General features: G+C 71.9%; 21 protein-coding genes and 1 other RNA gene. 11 read left to right on the forward strand and 11 right to left on the reverse strand.

The features are described from left to right. Positions 1 to 96, forward strand: an RNA gene (ffs, locus tag ACJOT3_RS00635) — signal recognition particle sRNA small type. Between the two features lie 108 nt (positions 97 to 204). Then, positions 205 to 2,406 carry a DNA polymerase III subunit gamma and tau gene (locus ACJOT3_RS00640; RefSeq protein ID WP_406967578.1) on the forward strand — a complete coding sequence of 734 codons (2,202 nt, stop codon included), beginning with the start codon at positions 205 to 207 and terminating at the stop codon, positions 2,404 to 2,406. A 232-nt stretch (positions 2,407 to 2,638) separates the two neighbouring features. Here ACJOT3_RS00640 and ACJOT3_RS00645 read toward each other — a convergent pair whose 3' ends face one another. Continuing rightward, complete coding sequence (locus ACJOT3_RS00645; protein ID WP_406967580.1) at positions 2,639 to 3,262, reverse strand: TetR/AcrR family transcriptional regulator; 624 nt, start codon at positions 3,260 to 3,262, stop codon at positions 2,639 to 2,641. Positions 3,263 to 3,373: 111 nt separating this feature from the next. Between ACJOT3_RS00645 and ACJOT3_RS00650 the strand changes: the two genes are divergently transcribed. After that, on the forward strand, positions 3,374 to 3,583 hold the full coding sequence (locus ACJOT3_RS00650; RefSeq protein ID WP_406967582.1) for a DUF6243 family protein: 210 nt from the start codon (positions 3,374 to 3,376) through the stop codon (positions 3,581 to 3,583). Between the two features lie 133 nt (positions 3,584 to 3,716). Here the strand turns inward: ACJOT3_RS00650 and ACJOT3_RS00655 are convergent, their stop codons facing one another. Beyond that, complete coding sequence (locus ACJOT3_RS00655) at positions 3,717 to 4,907, reverse strand: methyltransferase domain-containing protein (protein WP_406967584.1); 1,191 nt, start codon at positions 4,905 to 4,907, stop codon at positions 3,717 to 3,719. A gap of 107 nt (positions 4,908 to 5,014) precedes the next feature. Then, positions 5,015 to 6,178, reverse strand: a complete 1,164-nt coding sequence (locus ACJOT3_RS00660; protein WP_406967586.1) for an oxidoreductase — start codon at positions 6,176 to 6,178, stop codon at positions 5,015 to 5,017. Positions 6,179 to 6,258: 80 nt separating this feature from the next. Between ACJOT3_RS00660 and ACJOT3_RS00665 the strand changes: the two genes are divergently transcribed. From ACJOT3_RS00665 to ACJOT3_RS00685, 5 genes are all read left to right on the forward strand, one after another. Then, positions 6,259 to 6,669: a MerR family transcriptional regulator gene (locus ACJOT3_RS00665; RefSeq protein WP_406967588.1), complete on the forward strand. Its 411-nt coding sequence runs from the start codon at positions 6,259 to 6,261 to the stop codon at positions 6,667 to 6,669. Positions 6,670 to 6,724: 55 nt separating this feature from the next. Further along, positions 6,725 to 7,060 (forward strand): YbaB/EbfC family nucleoid-associated protein, encoded by a 336-nt coding sequence (locus ACJOT3_RS00670; RefSeq protein WP_406967620.1) that lies wholly within the window; start codon positions 6,725 to 6,727, stop codon positions 7,058 to 7,060. A 299-nt stretch (positions 7,061 to 7,359) separates the two neighbouring features. Further along, on the forward strand, positions 7,360 to 7,959 hold the full coding sequence (gene recR, locus ACJOT3_RS00675) for a recombination mediator RecR (RefSeq protein WP_406967590.1): 600 nt from the start codon (positions 7,360 to 7,362) through the stop codon (positions 7,957 to 7,959). A 180-nt stretch (positions 7,960 to 8,139) separates the two neighbouring features. Further along, positions 8,140 to 9,411 (forward strand): aspartate kinase, encoded by a 1,272-nt coding sequence (locus ACJOT3_RS00680; RefSeq protein ID WP_406967592.1) that lies wholly within the window; start codon positions 8,140 to 8,142, stop codon positions 9,409 to 9,411. Next, positions 9,408 to 10,466 (forward strand): aspartate-semialdehyde dehydrogenase, encoded by a 1,059-nt coding sequence (locus ACJOT3_RS00685; protein WP_406967594.1) that lies wholly within the window; start codon positions 9,408 to 9,410, stop codon positions 10,464 to 10,466. The genes ACJOT3_RS00680 and ACJOT3_RS00685 overlap by 4 nt, the downstream gene beginning before the upstream one ends. Positions 10,467 to 10,594: 128 nt before the next feature. On the opposite strand, the gene ACJOT3_RS00690 is transcribed toward ACJOT3_RS00685, so the two are convergent. Beyond that, positions 10,595 to 11,332: a GntR family transcriptional regulator gene (locus tag ACJOT3_RS00690; RefSeq protein ID WP_406967596.1), complete on the reverse strand. Its 738-nt coding sequence runs from the start codon at positions 11,330 to 11,332 to the stop codon at positions 10,595 to 10,597. Between the two features lie 253 nt (positions 11,333 to 11,585). On the opposite strand from ACJOT3_RS00690, the gene ACJOT3_RS00695 reads away from it, so the two are divergent. Further along, complete coding sequence (locus ACJOT3_RS00695) at positions 11,586 to 12,026, forward strand: PLD nuclease N-terminal domain-containing protein (RefSeq protein WP_406967598.1); 441 nt, start codon at positions 11,586 to 11,588, stop codon at positions 12,024 to 12,026. Positions 12,027 to 12,056: 30 nt separating this feature from the next. Here the strand turns inward: ACJOT3_RS00695 and ACJOT3_RS00700 are convergent, their stop codons facing one another. Both ACJOT3_RS00700 and ACJOT3_RS00705 read right to left on the reverse strand, forming a co-directional pair. Further along, positions 12,057 to 12,638: an HXXEE domain-containing protein gene (locus ACJOT3_RS00700; protein ID WP_406967600.1), complete on the reverse strand. Its 582-nt coding sequence runs from the start codon at positions 12,636 to 12,638 to the stop codon at positions 12,057 to 12,059. 115 nt (positions 12,639 to 12,753) lie between these two features. Further along, a complete protein-coding gene (locus tag ACJOT3_RS00705) occupies positions 12,754 to 13,311 on the reverse strand; it encodes an NADPH-dependent FMN reductase (RefSeq protein WP_406967602.1) in 558 nt (185 codons plus the stop codon). Between the two features lie 151 nt (positions 13,312 to 13,462). Here ACJOT3_RS00705 and ACJOT3_RS00710 point away from each other — a divergent pair, with 151 nt between their 5' ends. After that, positions 13,463 to 13,984: a MarR family winged helix-turn-helix transcriptional regulator gene (locus ACJOT3_RS00710; RefSeq protein WP_406967604.1), complete on the forward strand. Its 522-nt coding sequence runs from the start codon at positions 13,463 to 13,465 to the stop codon at positions 13,982 to 13,984. Between the two features lie 12 nt (positions 13,985 to 13,996). Here the strand turns inward: ACJOT3_RS00710 and ACJOT3_RS00715 are convergent, their stop codons facing one another. From ACJOT3_RS00715 to ACJOT3_RS00735, 5 genes are all read right to left on the reverse strand, one after another. Beyond that, positions 13,997 to 14,782: a cupin domain-containing protein gene (locus ACJOT3_RS00715; RefSeq protein ID WP_406967606.1), complete on the reverse strand. Its 786-nt coding sequence runs from the start codon at positions 14,780 to 14,782 to the stop codon at positions 13,997 to 13,999. A gap of 134 nt (positions 14,783 to 14,916) precedes the next feature. After that, a complete protein-coding gene (locus tag ACJOT3_RS00720) occupies positions 14,917 to 16,227 on the reverse strand; it encodes a dihydrolipoamide acetyltransferase family protein (protein ID WP_406967608.1) in 1,311 nt (436 codons plus the stop codon). Between the two features lie 15 nt (positions 16,228 to 16,242). Continuing rightward, the gene (locus ACJOT3_RS00725) at positions 16,243 to 17,256 is read right to left on the reverse strand and encodes an alpha-ketoacid dehydrogenase subunit beta (protein WP_406967610.1); all 1,014 of its coding nucleotides are present in this window, start codon (positions 17,254 to 17,256) and stop codon (positions 16,243 to 16,245) included. 16 nt (positions 17,257 to 17,272) lie between these two features. Further along, entirely contained in the window at positions 17,273 to 18,379 is a 1,107-nt protein-coding gene (pdhA, locus tag ACJOT3_RS00730; RefSeq protein WP_406967612.1) for a pyruvate dehydrogenase (acetyl-transferring) E1 component subunit alpha, read from the reverse strand. A gap of 499 nt (positions 18,380 to 18,878) precedes the next feature. Then, positions 18,879 to 19,556, reverse strand: a complete 678-nt coding sequence (locus tag ACJOT3_RS00735; protein WP_406967614.1) for a GntR family transcriptional regulator — start codon at positions 19,554 to 19,556, stop codon at positions 18,879 to 18,881. Between the two features lie 696 nt (positions 19,557 to 20,252). Between ACJOT3_RS00735 and ACJOT3_RS00740 the strand changes: the two genes are divergently transcribed. After that, positions 20,253 to 21,047 (forward strand): phosphatase PAP2 family protein, encoded by a 795-nt coding sequence (locus ACJOT3_RS00740; protein WP_406967616.1) that lies wholly within the window; start codon positions 20,253 to 20,255, stop codon positions 21,045 to 21,047. The last annotated feature ends 33 nt before the right edge of the window (positions 21,048 to 21,080 follow it).

Genomic DNA, 21,080 nt, shown 5'->3' on the forward strand with positions numbered 1-21,080 from the left:
GCAGACCCCTCGTGCGGCGTCATCTCATGAACCTCCCCAGGGCCGGAAGGCAGCAAGGATAAGTGGGCTCTGGCGGGTGCGCGGGGGGTCCTTTCTGTATTCTCCGGCCCGGTCCACCCCAGGTTTCTCCCCGGAACCGGCGCGAGCTGTCGGTGCTCGCGGGTTGAATGGACCCGTGGCAGGGACCAGGGGAGTGATCACGCCGTGAGCATCGCGCTGTACCGCAAGTACCGTCCCGCGACGTTCGCCGAGGTGCGCGGACAGGAGCACGTGACCGAGCCGCTGCGCCAGGCGCTGCGCAGCGGCCGCATCAACCACGCGTACCTGTTCAGCGGCCCACGGGGCTGCGGCAAGACCACCAGCGCGCGCATCCTGGCCCGCTCCCTGAACTGCGCCCAGGGCCCCACCCCGGACCCGTGCGGCGAGTGCGACTCCTGTGTGGCGCTGGCCCCCGACGGCGGCGGCAGCATCGACGTCATCGAGATCGACGCGGCCTCCCACGGTGGTGTGGACGACGCCCGCGACCTGCGCGAACGCGCGTTCTTCGCGCCGGTCAGCTCGCGCTACAAGGTGTACATCATCGACGAGGCGCACATGGTGACCCGCGAGGGTTTCAACGCGCTGCTCAAGCTGGTGGAGGAGCCCCCGCCGCACCTGAAGTTCGTGTTCGCGACCACCGAGCCGGAGAAGGTCATCGGCACGATCCGGTCGCGCACCCACCACTACCCGTTCCGGCTGATCCCGCCGAGCACCCTCCGGGAGCTGATGGAGGACCTGCTGGAGCAGGAGAAGGTCGCCTACGACCCGGCGGCGCTGCCGCTGGTGGTGCGGGCGGGCGCGGGGTCGGCGCGCGACACCCTGTCGGTGCTGGACCAGCTGATCGCGGGCTCGGACGACCAGGGCATCACCCGGGAGGGCGCGGTGTCCCTGCTGGGGTACACCGATTCCAGCCTGCTGGGCGAGATGGTGGACGCGCTGGGCGCGCGCGACGGCGCCGCGGTGTTCTCCCTGATCGACCGGATGGTGGAGGGCGGCCACGACCCGCGCCGGTTCGCCACCGACCTGCTGGAGCGGTTCCGCGACCTGGTGGTGCTGGCCGCGGTCCCCGACGCCCTGGAGAAGGGCCTGGTGAACGTGGCCGCCGAGGCCGCCGACCAGATGAAGGCGCAGGCGACCCGGTTGGGCCCGGCCGAGCTGACCCGCGGCGCCGACCTCCTCAACCAGGGGCTGACGGAGATGCGCGGGGCGACGGCGCCCCGGCTGGTGCTGGAACTGATGTGCTCGCGCATCCTGCTGCCGTCGGCCGACGGCGACCAGGGCGCGCTGCTGGCCCGGCTGGAGCAGATGGAGCGGCGGATCGCCGCGGGCCCGGTGGCGGCGCCCGCCGCGCCCGCCCCGGTGCAGCCGCAGGCCCAGGCACGGCCGCAGCCCGCACCGGCCGCGCCCGCCGCGCCTCCGGCCCCGCAGCCGCAACAGGCACAGCCGCAGACACAGCCGCCCCAGCCGCCCCAGCCTCAGGCCCAGCAGCAGCCGCAGTCCCGGGCCGCCGAGCCCGACGGCTGGGACGCCGCCCCGGCGCGGCGCGCACCGGCCCCGGCGGCGTCGGCCCCCGCGGCCGCCCCCGCGCCGCAGGGCGGCGGCGCGACGGTGGACCTGGGCCGGATCCAGGCCTCCTGGCCGCAGATCCTGGACACGGTCAAGCGCCTGCGCCGCTTCACCTGGATGGTGCTGAGCGGCAGCGACGTGCGCCCGGTCGGTGTGGAGGGCAACGCCGTCGTGCTCGGCTTCTCCCGGCCCAACGAGGCCCGGGGGTTCGGCAACAGCGGCAGCGACCAGGTGGTGGCCTCGGCCGTCCAGCAGGTGCTGGGCATGGAGGTGCGGGTCACCGCGATCTCCGGTGGCGGCGGCTCCGCCCCCGCGCCCGCCCCGGCCCCGGTCCGGGCCGCCGAGCCCGCGGGCTGGGACGCCCCGGCCCGCCCCCAGGAGTCCCAGGCGCAGGCACAGCCGCAGCCGCAGGCCCAGTCGGCGCCGCCGCAGGAGAAGCCGGCCCCGGCCGCCCCGGCGGGCCCGCCGCCGGACAAGATCGTCACCGGCCTCCAGGAGCCGCCGCCGGACCCCTACGAGGACGCCGCGGCCGCCCCGCCGCCGGAGGACTACGGCCCCGAGCCGTCCGCCCCCTCCCCGCGCACCCCGGCACCGGCCCCGGAGCCCGCCAAGCCTGCGGCCGCGGCCCCCGCGCCCGAGCAGGCGTCCGCGGCCCCGGCTCAGCGGCCGGACCCGAGCCCGGCCGCCGCCTCCGCCGACGCCCCGCTCCCCCCGGGGATGGGCGCCGCCCTCATCGAGACGCACCTAGGCGGCAAGGTCATCGAGGAGATCGAGCACGAGGCCCCTGATACCTCTCTGTAGGCCGCCGCTCCGCGGTCGCCCCGAGCCCCGGTGCTCCTGTGGAGGCGGTCGCTTCCCGGCGAGCGACCTCCCCCGTTCCGCCGCTGCGGCCCGGACTCTCGACGCTTCTCTGCGAAAGCCGCTGTCTCCGGCCCTGGCGGTCTCCTGTGGAGGCGGTCGCCTTCCGGCAGGCCGCCGCCCCCTGGCGGGAGCGCGGTCGGCCCCGCGGCCGCGGCCGGTCCTGGGGCCGCGGTCAGTCCTGGGGCCGCAGGGCCCGCAGCACCGTGTCCACCAGGGCGTCCACGTACGGGTGCGTCAGCTCCCCGGACCGCATGAGCCACCGCTGCTGCACCGGCGCCAGCAGCAGGTCCACCGCCAGGGCGGTGTCCACCCCGGGGTCGAGCTGCCCGGCCGCGCGCGCCGACCGCAGCCGGTCCTCGAACGCCGTCAGGTTGGGGCGCAGCAGCTGCTCCACCACGTTGCGGGCCAGCTCCGGGTCGGTCTGCACCTCGGCGACGAACGCCCGGTTGATGCGGTCCATGAGCGGGTCGGCGAACTCGTCGACGATGGCGTGCAGTACCGTTCGCAGGTCGGCGTCGAGATCGCCGGTGTCCGGCAGCGGGTCGCCCGCGGACCCGCCGGTCAGTTCCGTGAACACGTCGAACACCACCGCGGCCTTGGTCGGCCACCAGCGGTAGATGGTCTGCTTGCCGACCCGGGCCCGGGCGGCGATCGCCTCCATGGTCAGCCTGGCGTACCCGACCTCGCCCAGCAGTTCGCCCGCGGCGGCGAGGATGGCCTTGCGCGCCCGCTCGCTGCGGCGCCGGGGGTCGGGTGCGGGCCGTGCCGGTTCCTCCGGGGTGCTGGTCTGTGCCATGTGTCCCACGTTAGCCCCAGAAAACAACGAGACGTATCGTCTTGCTACAGGTAACCTGCAAGAGACCGGAACAGTACAGGGCGAGCCCGGACTCGCCCAGGGGGAGGTCCCATGGCCCGCAACAACGACAATCTCCTCGGCCTGGGCGGCGGGCGGGGCGTCTCCCGCTCCGCCGCGAAGGGCAACAAGGGCGGTCCCAGCGGCCCCAGCGCCGACGCCCAGCGCCGCAAGGAGGACCTGCTGCGCAAGATCAAGGAGCGCAACCAGGCCGGCAACGCCGAGGGGTCCAAGGACAAGGACTCCGGCGAGACCGACGAGTAGCCCGGAAAGCCTGAAAAGCCCGGAACGCCCGGGCGCGCGAGCGTCCCGGCCACCGTGAACACCCCGCGTGCCCCCGGACCATCCCCCCGGTCCGGGGGCACCGGCGTTCCCCGACAGGGGCGCGGCCCCGCCCTCAGACCGGCCAGCCCGGATGATCCGGCGTGTCCAGCCACACCCGGTGCGCCCCGTCCTTGTCCACCGACAGCCCGAACCGGTCGGGGCCGGGCGTCCCCAGCCGCCCCCACTCCTCCAGCGCGTCCTCGAACTCGTCCCAGATGCTGCGCGGCCCGCCCTGCTCGATCATCCACGAGGTGCCGTAGGGGTACACGCGCACCCACGACTCCCCGCCGTCGCACACCCACACCCCGGACCCGGTCCCGATCCACCGGCGGCGCAGCCGCCAGTCGGGGACCATCACCGACAGCGCGAACGCCGACGGGAACGCCATCAGCGGCGCCACCGGGTCCACCTGGGTGAGCCGGTACTCGTCGGGCTGCTGCCCGGCGTCGCGCACCGGCGGCAGCCGCGGGCCGGGCGTGCGCAGCGGCACGAACCCGACGCCGCCGTGGAAGCTCGCCCGCGCGGTCCCGTCGCCGGGGCAGACGAAGCGGGCGAGCACGCCGGTGCCCTCCAGCAGGCCCCAGGGGCACACGGCCTGCCCGCCGGGGGCGAGCTGGTCGATCCAGGCGGGCGGGACGCGCCGCACCCCGCAGGCGGAGATGACCCGGTCGTAGGGGGACTCCGCGGGCCAGCCCTCGTAGCCGTCGCCGTCGAGCACGGTCGGGGTGTGGCCCTCCGAGCGCAGCGTCTCCCGCGCGGTCCGGGCCAGCCGCCCGTCGATCTCCACGGACACCACCGCGGCGTCGCCCAGCCGGTGCGCCAGCAGCGCCGTGTTCCAGCCGGTGCCGGTGCCGACCTCCAGCACCTTCTGCCCGCGGGCCAGCTCGGCCAGTTCCAGCATCCGGGCCAGGACGGTGGGCGCCGCGCTGGAGGAGGTGGACCGGGCGGGCGAGCGCCGCTGCTCGGGGACCCCGACCTCCCGGTCGCTCCGCTCCTCCAGGTCCTGGTTCTCGTCGCGGGGGATGAGGACGCCGGGTTCGTCGACCCTGGTCACGATGGCGTTGTCGGCGTAGACGGCGGACAGCCACAGGTCCGGGTCGCTGGCGGCGTTGAGCGTGGTGCCGTGCGCCGTCAGCGCCCCGGTCTCGGGGATGAACCGGTGGCGGGGCACCGATCGGAACGTCTCGATGAGCGAGGCGTCGACCAGGGTGCCGTCCGCGATCATCGCCTCGATCAGCGCCGAATGGCGCTCTCGTGCGGTCAACACGTCCTCGACCCCCGTGCCTGTCGCTGTGACCGGCGGTGTTCGCGCACACCGCCGGGACGATTGTGCCCCGTGAGGCACGATTTCAACCGGCAGTGATGTTATCGCTACTCTTCGATATTTTCGCTGGTGGAAACGGACGATCGGAGAGTCGCAACCGCATCGTGCCGGGGAAGGTCCACGTATCCGTGCGGACCACTGCCGTAGTGGTAGTCCTTTCCCCGAATCGGTGTCCATGCCACCCCGGCGGCGATGCGTTCCACCACGTCGGGGTTGAAGATGTAGGGCCGCCCCACCGACACCAGGTCCGCCCGGCCCGAGGCGACGAGCGCGGTGGCGCTCTCCCGCGTGGTCTCGGTGTGCTCCCCGGTGTTGCCCACCAGGGTCCCCGCCCACCGGGGCCGCAGGTCGTCCAGTGCCGGGAAGCGCGGGTCGTCGGTGACGTGCAGGTAGGCCAGGCCCAGCGGGGCCAGTGCCGCCAGCAGGGCGCGGTACACCGGTGCCGGGTCCCGCTCCACCATTCCACCTTCCGTGTTACCGGGGGATATGCGCAACCCCACCCGGTGGGCGCCGATGGCATCGGCGGCCGCCTCGACCGCCTCCACCGCGAACCGGATGCGCCCGGCGACGGACCCGCCGTACCGGTCGGTGCGCGGGTTGGTGCCGTCGGCCAGGAACTGGTGCACGAGGTAGCTGTTCGCCCCGTGGATCTCGACCCCGTCGAACCCGGCGCGCAGCGCCCGGCGGGCCGCCTCCGCGTGCCCCTCCGCGATTTCGCGCGCCTGCCCCGCCGTCAGCGCGCGCGGGACCACCGGGTCCACCTTGCCGTCGAGGGTGTGCACCCGGCCGGGGGCGGCGACCGCGGCCGGGGCGACCGGGATCCCCCCGCCGGGGAGGTTGGCGGGGTGGGAGTTGCGCCCGCCGTGCATGAGCTGCGCGAAGATCCGCCCGCCGGCCGCGTGCACACCCCCGGTGACCGAACGCCAGCCCCGGACCTGCGCGTCGGTGTCCAGCCCGGGCTGGAGCGGGTGGATGCGCCCGTCCGGCCGCGGGGCGATCCCCTCGGAGACGATGAGCCCGGCCCCGGCGCGCTGGCGGTAGTACTCGGCCATCAGCGGGCCGGGCACCCCGTCCGCGTCGGCGCGCAGCCGGGTCATCGGCGCCATGAGCACACGGTTGGGCAGGGCCAGCCCGGCCAGGTCGTAGGGGGTGAGCAGCGGGTGGTCGGTGGCGGTGGTCGTCTCGTGGATCCGTGCCGTTGTCGTCGTCATACCGTGAGCGTAAAATCTGACACGGATGTCAGATTCAAGCCTTTGTGGTGCGGCTCACACGGGGTCGCGAGGGGGTCGTGATGAGGATCGGTGAACTCGCCCGGCGGACCGGCGCCAGCCCCCGCTCCCTGCGCTACTACGAGGACCAGGGCCTGCTGGCCGCCACCCGCTCGCCCGGCGGCCACCGCGAGTACGCCGAGAACAGCGTCGAACGCGTCGAGCGCATCCGCTGCCTGTACTCCGCCGGACTCAACAGCGACACCGTCCGCGACATCCTGCCCTGCATGTACGCCAACGAGCTCGGCGAACCCGCCCCCGACCTGCTCGACACGTTCCGGGCCGAGCGCGAGCGCATCGACGCCGCCATCCGCTCCCTGGAGAAGACCCGCGCCTCCCTGGACACGGTCATCGGCGAGGCCCTCGCGGCCCGTGCGGCCGCACGCCCGCCCGCCGCGCCGGAACCGGTTACGCTCACAGGCATACGGACATGACACCGAGACCCGATACCGCGGGTGCGACGAGGAGACGGCCGTGAACCCTGGCGGAATGGACATGCAGGCCCTGCTCCAGCAGGCCCAGCAGATGCAGCAGCAGCTCGTGGAGGCCCAGCAGGCCCTGGAGGACGCCGAGGTGGAGGGCACCTCCGGCGGCGGCCTGGTCAAGGTCAAGCTGAGCGGGCGCGGACAGGTCGAGGACATCACCATCGACCCCAAGGCCGTGGACCCCGACGACGCGGCGGACACCGCCGAGACCATCGCGGACCTGGTCCTGGCGGCCATCCGCGACGCCGAGGCGCAGGTGGAGCGGCTCCAGCAGGAGAAGATGGGCCCGCTCACCCAGGGCCTGGGCGGCGGCGGACTCCCCGGCCTGCCCGGCTTCTAAGCTGTGCCTTTTTGAACCTCCGCTCTGCTTCGGTTCGTGCAAGGCGCCCTTAGAGGGCGGGAACCTTCGACCCTTCCGGCGAAGTCCTCGTTCCTCGGACTTCGCCTCCAGGGCCTCCAGAACCCCGCCGGCGCCTTGCGCGACCCAAGGGGTCCGGCACTCCCGGACGCGCGCCCCCCTCCCGGGGCGGACGAAGACGGCGACCCGACGCGTACGCGGAAGGTCGTCGTTCCCTATACGGTGGTGGTACAGGGGTGACGGACCGCCCCGGACGCACGGTCCGACCGAAGTGGACGGCGATGTACGAAGGCGCGGTGCAGAATCTGATCGACGAGCTCGGGCGGCTGCCCGGCGTCGGTCCGAAAAGCGCGCAGCGCATCGCCTTCCACCTGCTGTCCGCCGAGCACGCGGACGTCAAGCGCCTGGTCGGCGCGCTGGTCGAGGTCAAGGAGAAGGTCCGCTTCTGCTCCGTCTGCGGCAACGTGGCCGAGGAAGAGCAGTGCAGGATCTGCCGCGACCCCCGCCGCGACCCCGCCGTCATCTGCGTGGTCGAGGAGTCCAAGGACGTCGTCGCCGTCGAGCGCACCCGCGAGTTCCGCGGCCGCTACCACGTCCTGGGCGGGGCCATCAGCCCGATCGAGGGTGTGGGCCCGGACGACCTGCGGATCAAGGAGCTCATGAAACGCCTCGCCGACGGCGAGGTCACCGAGCTGATCCTGGCGACCGACCCCAACCTTGAGGGGGAGGCGACCGCCACCTACCTCGCCCGCCTGGTCAAACCCATGGGTCTCAAAGTGACCCGGTTGGCCAGCGGCCTTCCCGTCGGCGGCGATCTCGAATACGCCGACGAGGTCACTCTGGGACGCGCCTTCGAGGGGCGCCGCAGCCTGGAGTTCTAGCTCACATTTCGCCGTAACCGAGCTGAAATATGAGTACTCTCCGGATCATCGGGTAACCCGTGCCCGGTGCGCCGGTACGCCCCGAACCGTCCCGTCCCAGGTGGGACAGGGTGACGATGGCGTCGCCGGTTACACTCCATTGCAATCCTCTGTGAACCCAACTCCTCAGGAGCATCGACCGTGGCCTTGATCGTGCAGAAGTACGGTGGGTCTTCCGTGGCCGACGCGGAAGCCATCAAGCGAGTAGCCCAGCGGATCGTCGCTCAGAAAAAAGCGGGATATGACGTGGTCGTCGTGGTCTCGGCCATGGGCGACACCACCGACGAGCTGATCGACCTCGCCGAGCAGGTGTCCCCGATGCCGCCGGCCCGCGAACTCGACATGCTGCTCACCGCGGGCGAGCGCATGTCCATGTCCCTGGTCGCCATGGCCATTGCCAACCTGGGCTTCGAGGCGCGGTCGTTCACGGGCTCGCAGGCGGGCGTGATCACCACGTCCCTGCACGGCAACGCCAAGATCATCGATGTCACCCCCGGCCGCATCAAGGAGGCCGTGGACGAGGGCGCGATCTGCATCGTCGCCGGTTTCCAGGGCGTCTCCCAGGACAGCAAGGACATCACCACCCTGGGGCGCGGCGGCTCCGACACCACCGCGGTGGCCCTGGCCGCCGCCCTGGAGGCGGACGCCTGCGAGATCTACTCCGACGTGGACGGCGTGTTCACCGCCGACCCGCGCATCGTCCCCACCGCACAGCGCATCCCCCAGGTCTCCTACGAGGAGATGCTGGAGATGGCCGCCAGCGGCACCAAGATCCTGCACCTGCGCTGCGTGGAGTACGCGCGCCGGTACAACATCCCCCTGCACGTCCGCTCGTCGTTCAGCCAGAAGCCCGGGACCTGGATCGTTTCGGAAGTCGAGGAAAGCGAAGGCATGGAACAGCCGATCATCTCCGGGGTCTCCCACGACCGGAGCGAAGCCAAGGTCACCGTCGTCGGGGTCCCGGACAAGGTCGGTGAGGCCGCGACGATCTTCAAGGCCCTCGCCGACGCCGAGATCAACATCGACATGATCGTGCAGAACGTGTCGGCGGTCTCGACCTCCCGCACCGACATCTCCTTCACGGTGCCCAAGGACTTCGGCAAGCAGGCCCTGGCCGCCCTGAAGAAGGTGCAGGACAAGGTCGGCTTCGAGTCGCTGCGCTACGACGACAAGATCGGCAAGGTCTCCCTGGTCGGCGCCGGCATGCGCTCCTACCCGGGGGTGACCGCCCGCTTCTTCGACGCCATCGCGGGGTCGGGCACCAACATCGAGATGATCTCCACCTCGGAGATCCGCATCTCCGTCATCGTGACGGAGGACCAGATCGACGCGGCCGTCCAGGCCGCCCACACCGAGTTCCAGCTCGACGCCGACCAGGTCGAGGCCGTCGTCTACGGAGGTACCGGCCGATGAGCAACCGTCTTCCCACCCTGGCCGTCGTCGGTGCCACCGGCGCCGTCGGCACCGTCATGCTCGACATCCTCACCCGGCGCGAGAACGTGTGGGGCGAGATCCGCCTCATCGCCTCCGCGCGCAGCGCCGGCAAGGTGCTGCGGGTGCGCGGCGAGGACGTCGTGGTCCAGGCCCTGGCCCCGGAGGTCTTCGACGGCGTCGACGTCGCCATGTTCGACGTGCCCGACGAGGTGTCCAAGGAGTGGGCGCCGATCGCCGCCGCCCGCGGCGCGGTCGCCGTCGACAACTCCGGCGCCTTCCGCATGGACCCGGACGTGCCGCTCGTGGTGCCCGAGGTCAACGCCGAGCAGGTCCGCAACCGGCCGCGCGGCATCATCAGCAACCCCAACTGCACCACCCTGTCGATGATCGTCGCCATCGGCGCGCTGCACCGCACCTACGGTGTCACCGACCTGGTGGTCTCCTCCTACCAGGCCGCCTCCGGCGCCGGCCAGGAGGGCATCGACGTCCTGCGCGACCAGATGGCCGCGGCCGCCGCCGACCGCACCCTGGGCGAGAAGGCCGGCGACGTCCGCGCCGCCGTGGGCGAGCTGGGCCCGTTCCCGGCTCCGCTGGCCTACAACGTCGTGCCGTGGGCGGGTTCGCTCAAGGACGACGGCTGGTCCTCCGAGGAACTGAAGGTCCGCAACGAGTCCCGCAAGATCCTGGGCCTGCCCGACCTGCGGGTGACCGCCACCTGTGTGCGCGTCCCGGTCATCACCACCCACTCGCTGACCGTGCACGCCACCTTCTCCCAGGAGGTGACCGCCGACGCCGCCCGCGAGCTGCTGGGCAAGGCCGAGGGCGTGGCCGTGCTGGACGACCCGGCCAAGGGCGAGTTCCCGACCCCGGCCGACGTGGTGGGCACCGACCCGACCTGGGTGGGTCGCATCCGGCAGTCGCTGGACGACCCGAGGTCGCTGGACCTGTTCCTGTGCGGGGACAACCTGCGCAAGGGCGCGGCGCTCAACACCGCGCAGATCGCGGAGGTCGTGGCGCAGGAGTTCACCTCCTAGCCGACGGCCGTAGAGGGTTTTCGAGGGGGCGGTCGCCGCGGCGGCCGCCCCCTTCGCATGCCCGGGGTCGGGGCCGGGACGGGGCGCGGGTCAGGTGCGCCCGCACGGGTCAGGTGCGCCCGCACGGGTCAGGTGCGCCCGCGCGGCGGGCGCGGCCGGGCCAGTCCCAGTTTGTAGACGAGTCGACACTGGTCGGCGGTGCCGATGAGGTCGGAGGTCTCCACCGGGCGGTTGCCGCTGTAGTGGGTGCGCTCCACGACCAGGACGGGGATGCCCGGGGCCGAACCGAGCAGGACCGCCTCGGAGTCGCGCAGCACCCGCACCCCGACCTCCTCCACGACCCGGTCGACGGGGTGGCCGACCGAGCCCAGGCGTTCGAGCAGGCCCGCGTCGGGGGCGGCGTCGTAGGGGGTGCGCAGCGTTCCGGCGGTGAGGGCGGCGGGCTCCCAGGAGCGGTGCAGGGTGATGGGCCGCTCCGCGGACAGCCCGCGCGACGTGGTGAGGTACACCGGTTCGCCCTGGCGCAGGCCGAGCCGTTCGACGATCGGCGTCTCCCCGGGTTCCTGCTCGGTGCCCAGCGGCTCCCGGGCCAGGCGGCCCAGGCCGGAGCCGGAGGTGGCGTCGGTGCGGCAGATCCGGAAGATGTCGGGGACGTCGCGCACGTAGTAGCCGGATCCGGGGCGGGCCTCCACCAGGCCCTCGGTGACCAGCAGCCGCAGCGCGGTGCGGGAGATCTGCTCGCTCACCCGGTAGCTGCGGGCCAGGCGGGTGCGCGAGGGCAGCTTGGTCCCGGGGGGCATGTCGCCGCGCAGGATGGGGGCGCGGAGTTGGTCGGCCAGCCAGACGTAGCGGGGTTTCCTGGTCACGGCCGCGCGATCCCGGAGCCCCGCGTTCCGGGTGCGACCGCCGGGAGAGGGTGACGGAGCGGGACCGCTGCGAGGGGAGGAGAGCCCATGCCTCTCAGTAAAGCAGCGGAAAGCGCTGGTGGGGGGTGGTACCGATGAGTAGCCCACCGATACCGCTCCGAGGAAACGCCCGAAAACCGTGAAATGGGGGCGAGTATGCACCCATGATGGTTACGCTACGTGTTGATACGCTCACGCCATGCTTGGGGGAGACATGATCGAGCACCTCACGGAACGCATCGCCCTCGCGAACACGACGACGGACCCGGCCGGGACGGCCCTGGCCTGGATGACGGGCATCACGGGCATCGTGGTCGCCGTCATCGCCCTGGCGCTCATCGTGCTGCTGATCGCCGCCGTCATCTCGGCGCTCATCGACGACAACACCACCGCGGGCGGAAAGCTCCTGTGGGTGATCTTCATCCTCTGGTTCCCGTTCTTCGGGGCGATCGCCTGGTTCGTGGTCGGCAAGAAGGGCTACCTGAACCGGATCCTGGGCATCGACAAGGGCAAGGTCCGGCACACCAGCCCGCCCAGCGTCGGCCACCACAGCGACATCCGCGACAGCGGGCCGATCCCGCGCCCGGGCGGGGAGCGCGACCCCGGCCAGGGCCACTACCCGACCGGGCCGCAGCAGCCGTCCGGCCGCGTCTGACCGGCTCGGACCGCACCCCCCGCATGTCCCTTACTTCTTCCGCCTCTTCTCGCGGCGGCCGCGTGTGAGCAGCGCGGCCAGCCCGTGCACCGCGCCCAGAGTCACCGGGAACGCGGCCACCGCGGCGGCCCCGCCGCCGGGTGCCGCGGGCACCCCGGCCGCGCGCAGCCGCGACCACGCCCACAGCGAGAAGGGCGCGACCACCAGCGGAGCCGTCACCACGCCGGGCGTGTACCCGCGCGTGGCCGCGGACTGCGCCACGTGGGTCACGGCGTGCAGCCCGAAGCCCAGCAGCACCGTCTGGTAGAAGCCGCTCCGCCCGCCGGTGCGCGCCCCGTCGGCGGCCGCGGCCGCCACCACCAGGCCCATCAGGCCGATGGCGGTGGCGTTGTGCGCGGGGGAGACGTCCAGCCGGTCCCACACCCGCTCCGGGACCCAGGGCAGCTCGCGCCGCAGGCGCGGGCGGGCCCGGCGCGACCAGCCGGGGATGGCGGCCAGCTCCTCCAGGTCGTGGACGACCCAGGCGGCCAGCAGCCCCCAGGTCGCGGCGGCCGGTACCGTGCCGGTCGATACCGGGCCGACCGCCTCCGGTGCCCGCCCTGCCTCCGCCATCGTGCCTCCCGTGGGTTCCGCGCCGTCCGTCGCGGAACCCACGCTAGTCCGCGCTCGGCGGCCGTATCGGTCGGGTACCCCACGGTTCCGGACACCGGGGCCCGGGCACCGGGGCTCAGGCGCGCAGCGGCCTCAGGGCGTCGGCCCAGGCCTCCAGCTGGTCGAACAGGCGCTCCAGCTCCTCGTGCCGGGCCGGGGTGGGGGAGAACTCCGGGTAGGTCGGGAAGTCCACCGACACCGGCAGGCCGACCTGCGCCTGCACGGTGGCGATCCGCAGCTCGGCGGCGACCTGGCGCAGGTGCTCGACGGCGCGGGCGCCGCCGGCGGCGCCGATGCCCACGAACCCGGCGGCCTTGTCGTTCCACTCGGCGTACACGAAGTCGAGGGCGTTCTTGAGGGCGGCGGGGGCGCCGTGGTTGTACTCGGGGGTGACGAACACGTAGCCGTCGTACCGGGCGACGGTGGCCGCCCAGCGGCGGGTGTGCTCCTGCTCGTACCGGCCGAGCTGGGCGGGGATCGCCTCGTCGTAGACGGGCAGGTCGTGGTCGGCGAGGTCGACGATCTCGTAGTCGGCGCCGGGGCGTTCGGCGGCCTGCTTGTGCACCCAGTCGGCGACGGCGCGGGTGACCCGGCCGGGGCGGGTGCTGCCGACGATGACGGCGATGGTGGTCATGGGATCGGTGTCCCCTCGATCGAGTTGATGTGTCGACTCATGCTGCGCCCGATTGAGTCGACATGTCAACCCGGTCGGCGCATAAATCTATTCAATCAGTGGGAAAAGTAGGAAAACGGCTGGTCGCGGGGTCCGGCATAGGATCACGGACATGACCGGTACGCGCCCCGGAACACCGGATGGACTCGATCCCCGCGAGGAACACGCCTGGTCCGTCTTCTACGACGCCCAGATCGCCTTCTGGCGGCGGCTGGCCCGCAGCCTCCAGGCCGACACCGGGCTCTCCGAGCCCGACCTCGCCATCCTCACCGCCCTGGTCCGGGCCCCCGAGGGCACGATGCGCGCCTACGAGCTGGGCGAGGTCACCGACTTCGAGAAGAGCCGGCTGCACCACCACCTCAACCGGATGGTCGCACGCGGGCTGATCTGCAAGGACACCCCGGAGGGCAACTCCCGGGGCGTGATGGTCTCGCTCACCGACGAGGGCCGGGCCGCCATCGACCGCGCCATGCCCGTCCGGGCCGCGCACATCCGGGAATGGCTCATCGAGCCGATCGGCGAGGACCGGCTCGACGACCTGACGGCGATCTCCGAGGCACTCCTGGCCCGGCTCCGGGAGGCCGAGAAGGAAGGACGCGACGCCGACGCCGGGGGGACCTGCGAGCCCTCCTGATCCGGGCGGCCCTCAGACCGACTCGAAGTCCGCGAAGTCGAAGCCCGGCGAGACGAAGCAGGCCACCAGGACCTCCTCGGCGGCCGCGGGCTGCGCCGACTGCCAGGTGCCCGCGGGCACCAGCACCTGGAGGGCGTCGCCCGCCGCCAGGTCCGCGCCCAGGGTCTCGCCGCCCTCGGGCACCGGCGCGGGCCCGGTGCCGCCGAACTCCAGGCGCAGCGGGCCGCCGCGCTGGAACACCCACACCTCGTCCGAGCGCACCCGGTGCCAGCGCGACTCCTCGCCGGGGCACAGCAGGAAGTGGATGCCGGTGGCGCTCGGCCGCGGGCCGGGGTAGCCCTCGGGGTGGACCTCCACCCCGGACTCCCAGGTCCGCCGGTACCACCCGCCCTCGGGGTGGGGGAGCAGGTCCAGCGCCTCCGCCGTGGCGGGGCGCTCCTGGATCGCGACGAACCGGCCGTCGGGGGTACGGCGGGGGTAGTGGACGGCCACCACCGCCTCCCGGGGGATAGCGCCGTACACGTGGGGGAACAGCACGTCGTCACCGGTGCCGGGAGGAGGCGTGGGGGAGGCGGCCTCCCAGCGGGTCTCCACCCCCAGCGAGTCCAGGACGTCGGTGTCGACGATCAGGACGACCAGGGGATCGGCCTTCCGGGAGTACAGCATGTTGGCGACCGCCAACAGGGTCTTGTCGTCGGGGGAGGCGTGTACGAATCCTTGGGTGGCGAGGGAGTCGGCCTCGACGTCGCCGTCGGCCTTCCAGCGTTCCAGCTCGGTCATGTGCAGGATGTGGGCCATGCGCGGACACTACCCCGTACGGCCCCGGGGATTCCCTCATCGGGTCGGCGGCCGCCGTCCACAGCCTGTGGACAGCGGAACGCCCCGACCGGGGACCCGGCCGGGGCGTTCGCGCCTGTGTCGTACCTACAGCGCTACAGGATGATCCGCATCGGCTCTTCCAGGATCTCCGCGAGGTCCTTGAGGAACGCGGCGCCCACGGCGCCGTCCACCGCGCGGTGGTCCACCGACAGCTCCAGGGAGATCCGGTTGCGCACGGCCACCTCGCCGTCCACCACCACGGCCTCCTGGCGCATCGCGCCGACCGCCAGGATCGCCGCCTCGGGCGGGTTGATCACGGCGGAGAAGCTGTCCACGCCGAACATGCCCAGGTTGGACACGCTGAACGTGCCGCCGCTCATCTCCTGCGGCTTGAGCTTGCCGTCGCGCGCCTTGCCCGCCAGCTCGCGGGTGCGGCCCGAGATCTCCGACAGGGTGGCCTTGTCGGTGTCGTGCAGCACCGGCACCACCAGCCCGGTGTCGACCGCGACGGCCACGCCGACGTTGATCCGCCCGTGCTTGAGCAGCTTCCCGTCCACCCACGAGGAGTTGACGGCCGGGTGCAGCTTGAGCGCCGTGGCGCTGGCCTTGACGATGAGGTCGTTGAAGCTGATCTTCGCGCCGGTGCTCGCCAACTGCTCGTTGATCTGCCCGCGGAAGGTCTTCAGCGCCTCGGCGTCGATGGTCCGGCGCAGGTAGAAGTGCGGGACCTGCTGCTTGCTCTCGGTCAGGCGGCGCGCGATCACCTTGCGGATGTTGCCGACCGGTACCTCCTCGGAGTCGCGGCCGTCGTCGAAGGACGGGGCCTGCGAGGCCGGGGTGGCGGCCGCGGCGGCCGGGGCCGCCTGTGCCGCGGGGGCCGGAGCGGCCGGGGCCGCGGCACCGGTGCCCTCCTTGGCGGCGGCCTCGATGTCGGCGCGCACGATGCGCCCGCGCGGACCCGAGCCCTGGATCCTGGTGATGTCCAGGCCGTACTCCTTGGCCAGCCGGCGGGCCAGCGGGGAGGTGCGCGGACGCTCGCCGTCACCGGACGGGGCCTCGGCGGGGGCCGGGGCCTCCTCCGCGGCGGGCTCGGCCGGAGCGGCGGCCTCGGCCCCCGCCGGAGCCTCCGCCTTCTCCTCGGCCTCGTCCTCGGCCGCCGGGGCACCCGAGTCGTCCGGCGCCGCGTCCGGGGAGTCGCCGATCACGCCGATGACGGCGCCGATCGGTACCGTCTCGCCCTCGGACACCGACTGCTTCACCAGGAAGCCGTCCTCGTAGGCCTCGTACTCCATGACGGCCTTGTCGGTCTCGATCTCGACCAGGACGTCACCGGAGGCGACCTTGTCGCCCACCTTCTTGACCCAGGTGCTGATGACGCCTTCCTCCATGGTGTCGGAGAGGCGCGGCATGTAGATCTCGCTCATGGACTGGAACTCCCTCTACCCGACCCGCTTGCCAACAGCGCTCAGGGTCTCCTTGATGGCGGTGCTGATCGACTCGATGGACGGCAGGGCCGCGGTTTCGAGCGGCTTGGCGTAGGGCATCGGCACCTCCGCCATGGCCACCCGGCGCACGGGGGCGTCCAGGTAGTCGAAGGCGCCCTCCTGGATGGACGCGGCGATCTCCGCGCCGATCCCGTAGGTGAGCCAGTCGTCCTCGCAGACGACGGCCGCGCCGGTCTTCTTGACCGAGTCCACGAAGGTCTGGCGGTCGAGGGGGCGGAGGCTGCGCAGGTCGACGACCTCGACGCTGATGTCCTCCTCGGCGAGCTTCTCGGCGACCCGGGTGGCGACCGTGGCCATCCGGGAGTAGCCGATGAGGGTGATGTCGGAGCCCTCGCGGGTGACGGCGGCGCGGCCGATGGTCGCGACGTTGTCGTTCTCCGGCTGGGCGTAGTCCTCGGGCACCTCGCCCTTGGTGTTGTACAGGCCCAGGTTCTCCAGGAACAGCACCGGGTCGTCGTCGCGGATGGCCGCGCGCAGCATCGACGAGGCCTCGGCGGGGGTGCTCGGGGCGAGTACCTTCAGGCCCGGGATGAAGGAGTAGAACAGCTCGATGTTCTGCGAGTGGGTCGCGCCGAGCTGCTGGCCGCCGCCGCCCGGCGTGCGGATGACCATGGGCACGCTGGTCTGGCCGCCGAACATGCCGTAGATCTTGGCGGCGTGGTTGATGATCTGGTCGATCGCGATCAGCGAGAAGTTGATGGTCATCAGCTCGACGACCGGGCGCAGGCCCAGCATCGCCGCACCGATGGCGGCGCCGACGAACCCCTCCTCGGCGATGGGGGTGTCCTTGACGCGGCGGGGGCCGAACTCCTTGAGCAGGCCCTCGGTGATCTTGTAGGACCCCTCGAAGACGCCGATCTCCTCGCCCATGACGAGAACGTTCTCGTCGCGGACCATTTCGGCGCGCAGCGTGTCGCGCAGGGCCTGACGGTAGGTGATCACAGACATGTGTCGTCGTCCTTCTCTACTCTGCGAACACCGGGTCGGCCGGCATGCGCCGCGACTCGTTGGGGACCGGGGTGGCGTACGTGTAGTCGAAGAGCGTCGACACGTCCGGCAGCGGGCTGTTCTCGGCGAAGTCCGCGGCCTCGGCGACCTCGGCCTTGACGGCGGCCGCGATCTCCTCGCGCAGCTCGTCGGTGAGCACGCCGGCCTCGGTCAGCTTCGCGTCGAAGAGCGCGATCGGGTCGTTCTCGTCGGCCCGGGCCTGCTCCCACTGCTCGTCGGTGCGGTACTTGGCGGGGTCCACCACGGAGTGGCCCTTCTGCCGGTAGCTCCACGCCTCCAGCAGGAACGGGGTCTGCTCCTTGCGGGCCCGCTCGACCAGCTCGGCGGCGGTGTCGCGGACCGCGAGCACGTCGCGGCCGTCCACGCGCACACCCTCGATGCGGAACGCGGAGCCGCGCTTGTACAGCTCCGGCTCGGCGGAGGACATCTCGACGGTGGTGCCCATGCCGGTGAAGTTGTTGATCACCACGAACACGACCGGCAGGTTCCACAGCTTGGCGATGTTGAGGGACTCGTGCCAGGCGCCGATGTTGGTGGTGCCGTCGCCCATCTGGCAGACGACGACCTCGTCGCCGCCGCGGTAGGAGATGGCCAGCGCGGCACCGGTGGCCAGCGGCAGCTGCCCGCCGACGATGCCGTAGCCGCCGAGCATGCGGGTGGCGGTGTCGTACATGTGCATGGACCCGCCCCAGCCCTTGGAGACGCCGTCGGAGCGCCCGTAGAGCTCGGCCATGACCTTCTTGGGGTCCATGCCCTTCTCGATCGCGTACCCGTGGTCGCGGTAGTTCGTGAAGAGGTAGTCGTCCGGGCGGAGCGCGTCGAGCAGGCCGACGACGGTGGCCTCCTCGCCCAGGTTGAGGTGACAGTAACCGCCGATACGGGCCTGCGTGTAGGCCTGGGCGGTGCGCTCCTCGAAGCGGCGGATGAAGAGCATCCGGCGGTAGTAGTCGAGGAGGGCCTCGGGCTTCTCGTCGCCGAGGCCGGGGGAGGTCTTGCGGCCGCGGCGCCGGGTCCCGGAGGACCTGGCGGCGGTGCCCTTCGGCTTGGCCGTGGTGTCAGCCATGGTGTGCCTTTCTACGTACGAGAGGCCCGGCACCGCGGCCTGTGGGCCGTGGTGCGAGGGGCCCGCCGGGGCCGCGCTGTCGGGTGCGGCCCCGGACATGCGCCACCGCCGGGCTCAACGGCGGCGGCGCTCCTGTGGCTGTCGGGGTGCGTCCTGGAGAGCGTGGCTCGTCCTCTCCCGGACGCGAAGGCTCGCGGGGTCTCGTATGCGGTTGTCACCGGACCCTTCATCGCATGCTTCCCGGTCTCCACCGCGCTAAGCATGGGTCGGAGAAGGGGTGCGGCGACGGGTGTCCCGGGTTCGTTCACCGGCCGGATGAACGATTCCGGATGCCCGTAAGGGCCAGTGTTCACTGTGACGTGCGTCGCGCCACACTCTACGGTCTGATCGATGATCGATCAATAAGACTTTACGGCAGATACCAGAACCTTGACCCGAGAGGGTCGGTCATCGGCAGGAAAAGCCCATGTCGGGCGGGGTCCGCGTGCGCGGCCCGGGGTCAGTGCGCGCCCTCGTTCGACTTCAGGGCGGCCTCGACGTAGTTCAGCACGTGGTCGCTGAGCATCCGGCCCACCTGGGAGTCCCCCTCCCGGAACGCCTTGGTGATCTGGTCGTGGTCGGCGGCCTTGGCGTGCAGCTCCATGTTCAGCCAGCGCACCGACAGCGTCGTCCACACCTCCACGCCCAGCGACTCCCAGGTGTGCAGCAGCACGCTGTTGTCGGCCGCCCGCACGATCTCCCGGTGGAACTCCACACTGTGCTTGATCTGCCCGGACACGTCGCCCTCGGCGGTCGCCCGCTTGAGCAGGCCCACCTCCCGCTCCAGCGGCGAGGGGTCCGAACGCAGGCGCGGCGCCGCCAGCTCGGCGGCCACCAGCTCCAGCCCGGCGCGCACCGGGTAGATCTCGGCCATGTCCCGGACCCCGAAGTCGCGCACCCGCGCGCCCTTGTTGGGCACCGTCTCGATCAGCCGCAGCGTCTCCAGCTCGCGCAGCGCCTCGCGCACCGGGGCCTGGCTGACCCGCAGCTCGGTGGCGATGCGGCGCTCGACGATGCGCTCGCCCGGCTGCCAGCGGCCGGACAACAGGCCCTCGACCAGGACCTGCCGGATCTGCTCCCGCAGCGGCTCGCGCGCCAGCTTCGAGGGATCATCCGGCAACCTCGGCAGGTCGACCATCCAGGGCCCTTCCCGTCCGCGGACCGCGCGCACCGCGGCCGCTCCACTCGTCGTCTGGAAACTCCTTGAAGATTGCCACACGCGCGGGAGCCGCCTCGCCGAGCGGACTCGAAGCGCTAACAGAAAGCTCACGAACGTGTCGCATGGCGGTGAACCGCCTGCGTCCAGTATCCGGGCATGGGGCAAAGTCCGAGGTAGAAGGGTCACACTTGACCGGCCGGGCCACCAACGGGGGGAAGTGTCCAGGTAGGCTCGTCTGTCGGCAATGTTCACACCAAGCCGCGCGCACGTGACGCACGCGACGGCAAAGAACCGACCAAGAGCGCCGTGAACCGCGCTCGGGACATGAAGCGGTGCGGGGGCACCGCTGGAGTAGACGACGAATCGCAGACGTTCTCTCTGCGGTCCTCGCACGCCGGACCTGCTGGGGGCGGTGTTCACGGAACGTCCGTGAACCGGCCCGAAGGTTCGGCCGTCGAACGAAAGGTGGGGGAAGGACCCCCACCGGACTTCGACCCCGAGGACCCGGGGAATCCTTCCGGCAATCCGCGGCCAGCCCTTCCCCCGGCCAAGTGCCACAGGCGAGCCCACGACACGTGAGACAGCACTGAGCACATGACGCACTCTTCAAGGACCCGGCATCCGAGGGCGAGACACGTGACCACGACGCACGACAGGGAAAAGAGGACCACTCCGGTGGCGGGGCCCTACAGCGGCTCCATCCCCGTCGTGCGCGACGTCCCGCTCAAGCCGGGGCTCCCGGTCGTCCGCGCGGTCAAGTGGCCCAGCGTGAGCGAGATCGCGTGGGGTCTGGCCTCGGACCGCATCGCGATCATCCTCGCGGTCGCGCTCATCGTGGTGACGATGCTCGCCGCGGGGCCGCTGCACCCGCTGGACAACTTCCTCAACGAGTTCCACCGGCCCTACTTCGACCTGCTGCGCGAACCCCTGATCCACTGGCCCGACAACGTGGCCTCCCGTTACGTGGCCCTGCCGGTGCTGGGGGTGGTGGCGCTCCAGCTGGCCTACTGGCACCGCAGCTGGCGGCCGATCGTGCTGAGCGCGGTGGGTGTGGTCGGCATCATGTCGATGGTCTCGATCATGAAGCTGGCCATCAACCGCGGGCACGCCAAGCACTACGACCCGGACTTCTTCGCCGGGGCGGGGAACGTGGCGTTCCCCTCCGGGCACGGGTCCAACGCGATCCTCATCTACGGGCTGGTGCTGTACCTGATCGTCAGCTTCGGGGCGGCGCGGCCGCACATCATCCGGCGGCTGGGGTACACCATCGTCGCGATCGCGCTGCTGCAGTCGGCGGTGTCGATCTACCTGCACTTCCACTGGTTCTCGGACCTGGTGGCCGGGATGATCGCGGGCGGGTTCGCGCTGCGGCTGACGATCCGGCTGGACCGGATGTTCCCGCACGGGCGCACCGCCGAGTGGTGGCCCTGGTACGGACACGAGGGCGAGGAGGCGGCGACCGCCTCCTGACGACGCCGAGCCCTTTGAGGACGTGCAAGGGGG

It is taken from the genome of Nocardiopsis protaetiae, assembly GCF_045446735.1.
Taxonomy (GTDB): domain Bacteria; phylum Actinomycetota; class Actinomycetes; order Streptosporangiales; family Streptosporangiaceae; genus Nocardiopsis; species Nocardiopsis protaetiae.